The 8,252-nt window shown below is 65.1% G+C and carries 11 protein-coding genes and 1 tRNA gene; 8 read left to right on the forward strand and 4 right to left on the reverse strand.

Going from position 1 to position 8,252, the window contains the following annotated elements; translation table 11 throughout:
• Positions 1-25 precede the first annotated feature (25 nt).
• Positions 26-403 (reverse strand): tail completion protein gp17, encoded by a 378-nt coding sequence (gene gp17 / locus AC16JP_RS07060; RefSeq protein ID WP_484339903.1) that lies wholly within the window; start codon positions 401-403, stop codon positions 26-28.
• Between the two features lie 362 nt (positions 404-765).
• Here gp17 and AC16JP_RS07065 point away from each other — a divergent pair, with 362 nt between their 5' ends.
• Positions 766-1,416, forward strand: a complete 651-nt coding sequence (locus AC16JP_RS07065) for a S24 family peptidase (RefSeq protein WP_484339904.1) — start codon at positions 766-768, stop codon at positions 1,414-1,416.
• Between the two features lie 7 nt (positions 1,417-1,423).
• On the opposite strand, the gene AC16JP_RS07070 is transcribed toward AC16JP_RS07065, so the two are convergent.
• The 3 genes from AC16JP_RS07070 to AC16JP_RS07080 all read right to left on the reverse strand — a co-directional run bounded on the left by AC16JP_RS07070 (position 1,424) and on the right by AC16JP_RS07080 (position 2,444).
• Positions 1,424-1,594: a hypothetical protein gene (locus AC16JP_RS07070; RefSeq protein ID WP_484339905.1), complete on the reverse strand. Its 171-nt coding sequence runs from the start codon at positions 1,592-1,594 to the stop codon at positions 1,424-1,426.
• Between the two features lie 51 nt (positions 1,595-1,645).
• A tRNA-His gene (locus tag AC16JP_RS07075) sits at positions 1,646-1,722 on the reverse strand.
• 98 nt (positions 1,723-1,820) lie between these two features.
• On the reverse strand, positions 1,821-2,444 hold the full coding sequence (locus tag AC16JP_RS07080; RefSeq protein ID WP_484339906.1) for a hypothetical protein: 624 nt from the start codon (positions 2,442-2,444) through the stop codon (positions 1,821-1,823).
• A 112-nt stretch (positions 2,445-2,556) separates the two neighbouring features.
• On the opposite strand from AC16JP_RS07080, the gene ispH reads away from it, so the two are divergent.
• From ispH to AC16JP_RS07115, 7 genes are all read left to right on the forward strand, one after another.
• The gene (ispH, locus tag AC16JP_RS07085; protein WP_484339907.1) at positions 2,557-3,498 is read left to right on the forward strand and encodes a 4-hydroxy-3-methylbut-2-enyl diphosphate reductase; all 942 of its coding nucleotides are present in this window, start codon (positions 2,557-2,559) and stop codon (positions 3,496-3,498) included.
• Positions 3,499-3,521: 23 nt separating this feature from the next.
• Complete coding sequence (thrB, locus tag AC16JP_RS07090; protein ID WP_484339908.1) at positions 3,522-4,466, forward strand: homoserine kinase; 945 nt, start codon at positions 3,522-3,524, stop codon at positions 4,464-4,466.
• Positions 4,459-4,914, forward strand: a complete 456-nt coding sequence (gene rnhA / locus AC16JP_RS07095; RefSeq protein WP_484339909.1) for a ribonuclease HI — start codon at positions 4,459-4,461, stop codon at positions 4,912-4,914. The genes thrB and rnhA overlap by 8 nt, the downstream gene beginning before the upstream one ends.
• A gap of 9 nt (positions 4,915-4,923) precedes the next feature.
• Positions 4,924-5,874: a DUF808 domain-containing protein gene (locus AC16JP_RS07100; protein ID WP_484339910.1), complete on the forward strand. Its 951-nt coding sequence runs from the start codon at positions 4,924-4,926 to the stop codon at positions 5,872-5,874.
• Positions 5,875-5,947: 73 nt separating this feature from the next.
• The gene (locus AC16JP_RS07105) at positions 5,948-6,949 is read left to right on the forward strand and encodes an NADP-dependent oxidoreductase (protein ID WP_484339911.1); all 1,002 of its coding nucleotides are present in this window, start codon (positions 5,948-5,950) and stop codon (positions 6,947-6,949) included.
• 81 nt (positions 6,950-7,030) lie between these two features.
• A complete protein-coding gene (gene purC, locus AC16JP_RS07110; protein WP_484339912.1) occupies positions 7,031-7,813 on the forward strand; it encodes a phosphoribosylaminoimidazolesuccinocarboxamide synthase in 783 nt (260 codons plus the stop codon).
• On the forward strand, positions 7,810-8,252 hold a 443-nt coding region (locus AC16JP_RS07115), incomplete at its 3' end, for an alpha/beta hydrolase (RefSeq protein WP_484339913.1). The genes purC and AC16JP_RS07115, both read left to right, overlap by 4 nt.

Genomic DNA, 8,252 nt, shown 5'->3' on the forward strand with positions numbered 1-8,252 from the left:
ATTGCGGAATTCTTGCATTCCATGCCTACTCCTCTATCGTCAACGCCATCAGGCGGAGGTTCAGGGAAATGCACCCATGTTCCAGGCGTATGCAGCCGGCATCGACCAGCTCGGAATCGGCCAGAAACTGGCCGGGGATCGTCAGGTCCATTTCTGCAAGGCTCGCAGCAAGCCGCGCCCTCGCCTCCCGGACCTGCGCAGCCCGTCCTTCCAGCCGGAATTCCAGCCGATGCCGCGCGCCCGAGAAGGTCAGGCTTGCCCATGGCTCCGATTCGAATGCCGAAACCGCCAGCAGCGGGGTATCGTCCGTCGCCCGGCCCGCAGCCCCGTCCGCAGCGTCGCCCACCACCATCCGGACGGCGCGCAGCAGTGCCGCGCTCGCCCGCCCAAGGCTCATTCGCATGCAAAACCCCCTGCACGAAGGCGGCGGCGCGCGTCTTGCCGTTTCGCCTCGGGAAGGCGCGCAATGACCCCCTCCAGATGGTCATGCACGCGCCGCTCCATGCGGCGGCCCGGTTGCCGCCCACGGCGCAGATCATGCACCAGTCGCGGATCGCGAACACTGTCGCGCCCAAAGCGGGAAGGCGGTATGTCGGCAATATTCAGGCAAATCTCGATCGCTCGCAGCAGGGACATGGCCCATCATCTCCTTGTTTCGACCCTGTACCCGCCCGTCGGCCGCAACGGCGCTGCCGTGAAGCCGGTCCGAATCGGATGCGATAATGCTGATAAGCGTTTTCCTACTAGTCTAGGTTTTTTCTTGTGATGACCAATGATTCCACCACTGCGGCACCCGATGCCGAAAACTCCGTTCGCCTGACTCTCGAACGGCTTATCCACGAAACCGGCGTCGGCTATGCCGAATTGTCGCGGCTCATCGGGCGGAATCCTGCCTATATCCAGCAGTATCTGAAGCGCGGGGTGCCGCGCCGCCTCGCCGAGGATGACCGCCGCCGCCTCGCCCGCCATTTCGCCATCAGCGAAGCACGGCTGGGTGCGCCGCCAGCGGCGGCCGTGCACATCCAGCCGGATTCGGCCAGCGACGGCTGCATCGAACTTCCCTATCTCGGGCGCGGCAATGGCAGGCTGACAGTCGACGCAGCGCTGCTGCACGGCCTGCAACCTGCACACGCGGCCTGGCTTGCAGCGCACCGGATACAGGGCGACGCCATGGTCCCCACCCTCCTCGACGGGGATGTCATTCTGGTCGACACCGCCGACGCGACCCACCCGCGCGACGGGCTATATGCGCTGGAAGGCGAACCCGATGCGCAGGTAAAGCGGCTTGCGGTGAACCCTTCAAACGGGCGCATCACCATCCTGTCCGACAATGCTTCCTATGCATCCTTTGCCGACTGCGACCCGGCAGCCATCAGGATCATCGGCCGGGTGGTATGGCTGGGTCGCCGGTTCTGAAACCCGGCTATCGGCCCAGAATGCCCAGCACCAGCGCCGCCGCGCCGCCCAGCACGAATCCGCCCACCACGCCCGCCGATGGCTGGCCGACGAACAGGCCGACGGCAAAGCCCACCAGCGCACCCAGCGCCATCAGCACGCCATAACCGCGTCCGCCGGGTGAGGATTTGTCACGCATGGAAGGCCGCCCCGTCAGGAAGTCCGCGTCGCACCGTTGCGGCAGCGAAAGTGGGGCGATCGACGGGAATTGAACCCGCAACCTCTGGTACCACAAACCAGCGCTCTAACCAATTGAGCTACGATCGCCATACTGCCCGCGTACCATATGGCCAACGCGAGGAGTGCGGCAATAGGCACGGCCCCCGCCGCCGTCAAGATAAAGCGAGGCCTTCCCCCGAAGGGCGTTATTTGCCGACGTTATAGGCAAGGCTCGGGTCGTCGAGCTGGAAGCCGACGAGCACCTCGAACGTCGCCGCCCTGACTGCCGCCTTCACCTGCGGATCCGACATCGGATCGACCAGCGAATCCAGTTGGTCGGGCTGGCGCTTCTTGCTGATGCGTTCCTGAACATCTGCGGGCAGCGTGACAGCCGAACGGTGCACATCGGCGCGCGCGCCGCCCGTGGTCTCGGTCCTGAGCTGGCTATCGGCGAACTTCAGCAGCACGCCGGTCTGCTGCTTCGACACCAGCACATTGCCGCCCTGCACCATGGCGACGAACACCGGCAGATAGAGTTCACGCGCCGGTCCCGCCTTGCGGCGCTGCGCCGAAACGGTGAACACCACATCCGTCGTCAGATATTCAGGTCCTTCGATGCAGCGGCCCGTCACGTCGATCAGTTGCGCTGTCACATCGATCGCATCGGCGTCGCGGCTTTGCTGCGGGTCGAATCGGGTGACGCTTCCGGCATAGGCCGGAACGGCGACTGCGGGGCATTGCGACCGCTTCACTTCCAGCGGATTGCGGTTGCAGGCCGACAGCGCCAGTGCCGACGCGACGATCCCGAGCAAAAGATAGGCCTTCGACAAGTGCATCTCCTTGGGCATCGGACAAGCCCGCGCGCGGGCTTGTCCTTAGTCTTGGGCACGCCTTCTTGGGAAGGGGCTTCATGCCTGACATCTTCTGCCCTAAGAGAGCCGCATGGTCATGAAGCCCGCCTTAAAAGTTCTGATCGCTGCCCCGCGCGGTTTTTGTGCAGGCGTCGAGCGGGCGATCCGCATCGTCGAACTCGCGCTCGAAAAATATGGCCCGCCGGTCTATGTCCGCCACGAGATCGTCCATAACCGCTTCGTCGTCGACGGGCTGAAAGCCCGTGGCGCCATCTTCGTCAAGGAACTCGACGAGGTGCCCGACGGCGCACAGGTGATCTTTTCCGCCCACGGCGTTCCCAAGCAGATCCCCGCCACCGCCCAGCAACGCGGGCTGGACTGGCTCGATGCGACCTGCCCGCTGGTTTCCAAGGTGCATCGGCAGGCCGAACGCATGGTCGAACAGGGCCGCCACATCCTGTTCGTCGGCCACGCAGGCCACCCGGAAGTGATCGGCACGTTCGGGCAGGTGCCCGAGGGATCGATCACGCTTGTAGAAACAGCCGACGACGCGCGCAGCGTCGCGCCGCCGTCCGAACTCCTGGGCTTTCTCACGCAGACGACGCTTTCCGTCGACGACACCGCCGAGATCGTCGCCACCCTGCAGGCGCGTTTCCCGTCGATCCAGGGCCCCAAGGGCGAGGATATCTGCTACGCGACTTCGAACCGGCAGTCCGCCGCCAAGACCATCGCCAGCCAGTGCCAGCTGGTGCTGGTGATCGGCAGCGAAAACAGCAGCAACTCGCAGCGCCTGCGCGAAGTGGCATTGCGCAGCGGCGCGCGCGCGCACCTGATCCTGCGCGCCGAATCGATCGACTGGGGCTGGTTCGATGACGTCGAAACGGTCGGCATCACCGCCGGCGCCTCCGCGCCCGAGGTATTGGTGCGCGAAGTCGTCGATGCCCTTGCCGAACGCTATGAAGTCTCGGTCGAGGAAGTCGTCAACGCGACGGAAGACGTGGTTTTCAAGCTGCCGCGCGGCCTCGCCGCCTGATTCGCCAGACACGGGGGAACGACATGGCCGTCTATACGGACGTCCCGGCAGAGGCGCTGGAACAATTCCTCGCCCGCTATGGGCCGGCGCGACTGGTTTCCGCCAAGGGCATCGCCGAAGGGGTTTCGAACTCGAACTTCCTCGTCGAAACCACAGCGGCGCGCTACATCCTCACCCTTTATGAACACCGGATCGATCTGGCCGAACTGCCGTGGTTCCTGTCGCTGATGGAGCATCTGGCCGACGCCGGGCAGCCGGTCCCCCGCCCCATCCGCGACGCGCACGGCGAGGCGCTGCAACAACTGATGGGCAAGGCTGCCTGCCTCATCCAGTATCTGCCCGGCGTTTCGGTTTCCCGGCCGACCGTCACACAGGCCGGGGCTGCGGGCCGCGCGCTCGCGCAACTGCATCTGGCAGGCGAAAGCTTCACCGCGACGCGCGCCAATGCGCTAGGCCCGGATCACTGGCGCGAAGTCACCGACGAGCTGGGCGACCGGCTGGAGGGCATCGAACCGGGCCTTGCCGAACTGGTGCAGGCGCGCGTCGCCGATGTCGTTGCCCGCTGGCCCGGCGGTCTGCCGCAAGGAACCATCCACGCCGACCTCTTCCCGGACAATGTGCTGATGCTCGGCTCCGAAGTCACCGGTCTCATCGACTTCTATTTCGCCTGCACCGACCTCCTGGCCTATGATCTGGCGGTTCTCCATGCCGCATGGTGCTTTCCGGCCGATGGTTCGGCGCCGCTAGCGGCCCACGCCGAAGCAATGCTTGCCGGATACACCTCGGTCCGTCCGCTGACCGACGCCGAACTGCGCGCGCTGCCGCTTCTGGGGCAGGGGGCAAGCCTGCGCTTCCTGCTCAGCCGCGCGCAGGACTGGCTCGCCCCGCCGTCCGATGCGCTGGTGCAGCGCAAGGATCCGCGCCCGTTCGCCCGCCGGCTTCGCTATTTTGCGTCGCTCGATGCCTGAGCCGCTTCCGGAAGTGCTCGTTGCCACCGACGGCGCGTGCAAGGGAAACCCCGGCCGTGGCGGCTGGGCGGCGATCCTCATCTGGAACGGCACCGAGAAAATCCTTTCCGGCGCCGAGGCTGAAACCACCAACAACCGCATGGAACTGACTGCCGCACTGCGCGCGCTCGAAGCGATGCGCAAACCGGCCGCAATCACCCTGCAAACCGACAGCCGCTACCTGCTGGACGGCATCACCAAATGGATCCACGGCTGGAAAAAGAACGGCTGGCGCAACGCCGCACGCGAACCGGTCCGCAACGCCGATCTGTGGATGGCGCTGGACGTTGCGGTCAAACCGCACAGCATCCGCTGGGAGTGGGTGCGCGGCCATTCCGGCCACCCGCTCAATGAACGCGCCGACAGCCTCGCCAACGAGGCGATCGCCGCCCATTTTCGACAGCCCTGAAGGAACCCCATGGCATCCGGCCTGATCGCCCTCCTCGATGACATCGCCGCCATTGCGAAGCTGGCCGCCGCTTCGCTCGACGATATCGGCGCCGCTACCGCCAAGGCCGGCGCCAAGTCGGCAGGCGTCGTGATCGACGACGCCGCCGTCACGCCAACCTATGTCACCGGCTTCACACCAGACCGCGAGCTGCCGATCATCTGGCGGATCGCCAAGGGCTCGCTCCGCAACAAGCTGCTGTTCCTGACGCCGATCTTCATCGCGCTCGCCGCATTCCTGCCGGCTGCCCTCACCCCGCTGCTGATGCTGGGTGGCGCGTTCCTCTGCTTCGAAGCGGCGGAAAAAGTGCTGGAAAAGACCGGGATGCACCACACATCCCCCCACGACGACGAAACTCCGGCCTTTCTGGAACCCGCCGAACAGGAATCGAAGATGGTGAACGGGGCAATCCGCACCGATCTCATCCTCTCGGCTGAAATTCTGGCGATCGCGCTTGGCGAACTGGACAACCTGCCACTCACGACGACGGCGGCGGCGCTCGTCGGCGTCAGCCTTGCGGTCACCGCGCTCGTCTATGGCGGCGTCGCCCTGATCGTGAAGATGGACGACATCGGCTATCGCCTTGCGCAGCGGGAAGGCAACGGCTCGCAGGCGATCGGTCGCGCACTCGTCGCCGGGATGCCGCATCTGCTGTCGTCGCTCTCGGTGATCGGCACGGCGGCGATGGCGTGGGTCGGCGGCGGCATCGTCCTGCACGGCCTTGAAACGACGGGGCTGCTGCCCGCACTGCCGCAAACGTTCCACCATTGGGCGCATGGCGTAGCCACGCTGACACCGGTCATGACGGGCGCTCTCGAATGGGTGGTGAACGCAGCGCTTGCCGGTGTGTTCGGCCTGGTGCTTGGCGGAGTGATCGCGGCACTGGTCACGCTTGGCGGAAAGCTTCGCCCCCGCACCTGACAGATTGCAGCAGCTTGCCAGCCCAGAAGGCAGCGCCCATACCCGCGCGATTGCCACAAGGAGGAGGCCAGCGATGACGACGACCCGCGAAATCCATCTGAAAAGCCGCCCGACAGGTATGCCGGGCGCCGAGCATTTCGAAGTCAAAACCGTCGACCTGCCGGCGCCTGCCGCCGGCGAAGTGCTGGTCCGCAACCTCTATATGTCGGTCGATCCCTATATGCGCGGCCGCATGTACGACCGGCCAAGCTATTCGCCGCCGTTTCAGGTGGGCAAGGTAATGGAAGGCGGAGCGGTCGGCGAAGTGATCGCTTCGTCCGATCCGGCGTTCAAGCCGGGCGACATCGTCAGCAGCATGGCCGGGTGGCGCGAAGCGTTCGTCCAGCCCGGCTCGGCCCTGATGAAGCTGCCCGCGATCGATGGCGTGCCGGTGCAGGCCTATCTGGGCATTCTGGGGATGCCCGGTCTTACCGCATGGGCCGGCCTCACGCAGATCGGCCAGCCGCGCGAAGGCGATACCGTGTTTGTTTCAGGCGGCGCCGGCGCAGTCGGCTCGACGGTGGCGCAGGTGGCGAAGATTCTTGGCTGCACGGTGGTCGCAACCGCCGGCACCGACGAAAAATGCGCCTGGCTGAAATCGGTCGGCGTCGATCATGCGATCAACTACCGCACGGCGCCAAGCCTGCTCGATGCCGTGCGGCAGGCTGTGCCCAAGGGAATCGATATCTATTTCGACAATGTCGGCGGCGAGCATCTGGAAGTCGCAATCGATGTGGCGCGGCCGTTCGCCCGCTTCGTCGAATGCGGGATGATTTCCGGCTACAATGCAACCGAACCGGTGCCCGGCCCGTCGAACATTATTATGGTCGTAGGCAAATCACTGAAGATGCAGGGCTTCATTGTCACCCAGTTTGCCGGCCTGCAGAATGAATTCATCGCCCAGATGGGTGAATGGGTCGGGAAGGGCCGCATCAAGTGGCAGGAAACGGTGGTGGAAGGCATTGAAAAGGCGCCTGACGCCTTCATCGGCCTGTTCAAAGGCAGCAACAGCGGCAAGATGCTGGTCAAGCTGTAAGGGCGGCGTGTCGGGTTGCGTTGCCGTGCATGGCCGAACCGGCTATGCGCGGTTCTCGCAACCACACGGAAAGCCAACGACATGTCCCGCCGCCGGCAGATCTACGAAGGCAAGGCCAAGATCCTCTACGAGGGTCCGGAGCCTGGCACGCTCATCCAGTATTTCAAGGACGACGCCACCGCCTTCAACGCCCAGAAAAAGGGCACCATCAGCGGCAAGGGGGTGCTGAACAACCGCATCTCCGAGCATCTGTTCACGCTGCTGGGCAACATCGGTATCCCGACGCACTTCATCAAGCGCCTCAACATGCGCGAACAACTCGTGCGGCAGGTGGAAATCATCCCGATCGAGGTGGTGGTGCGCAACGTCGCCGCCGGTTCGCTGTCGAAGCGCCTCGGTATCGAGGAAGGCACCCAGCTTCCGCGCACGATCCTCGAATATTACTACAAGGACGATGCGCTGGGTGATCCGATGATCACCGAGGAACATGTCGCCTGCTTCGGCTGGGCCGGACAGGACGAACTAGCCGACATCGTCGACATGGCCATCCGCACCAACGATTTCCTGACCGGCCTGTTCGCCGGAATCGGCATCCGCCTCGTCGACTTCAAGCTGGAGTTCGGCCGCCTCTGGGAAGACGACTACAGCCGGGTGATTCTCGCCGATGAAATCAGCCCCGACGGCTGCCGCCTGTGGGACATGAAGACCAGCGAGAAGCTCGACAAGGACCGCTTCCGCCGCGACCTCGGCGGCGAGGTAGAGGCCTATCAGGAAGTCGCGCGGCGGCTCGGCCTGCTGCCCGAAGGAACCGACGGCGCCGTCCTCGATCTTGGCGAAGCCCGCAAGGCCCGGACGACCAAATGATGGTCTGGCGGCAGATGAACCGGGCGCTGCTGCTGGCAGGCCCGGCGCTGTTGATGTCGGCCGCACCCGCCGCCGCCCAGTCGAAACTGCCCGACCTGCCGCGCCTGATCTCGGCGCGCGCCGTCACCTCGATGCCGGCCCCCGCCCCGACCGAGGTCATCCGTTATGGCGACGGTCCGTCGCAGCAGGTCGAACTGTTCATGCCCGCCAGTGCCGGCACCGACGCCCGCCTGCCGGTCGTCGTCATGGTGCACGGCGGTTGCTGGCGCCGCGATCTGGCCGGCCCCGAACTGATGCGCCCGGCGGCAGGTGCGCTCGTCGAAAAGGGCTATGCCGTCTGGTCGATCAGCTACCGCCGCATCGACGAGGAAGGTGGTGGCTATCCCGGCACCTATGCCGATGTCGCGCGCGCGATCGACATGGTTCGCGAACAGGCCGA

The sequence above is a fragment of the Sandaracinobacteroides sp. genome (genome assembly GCF_057137845.1).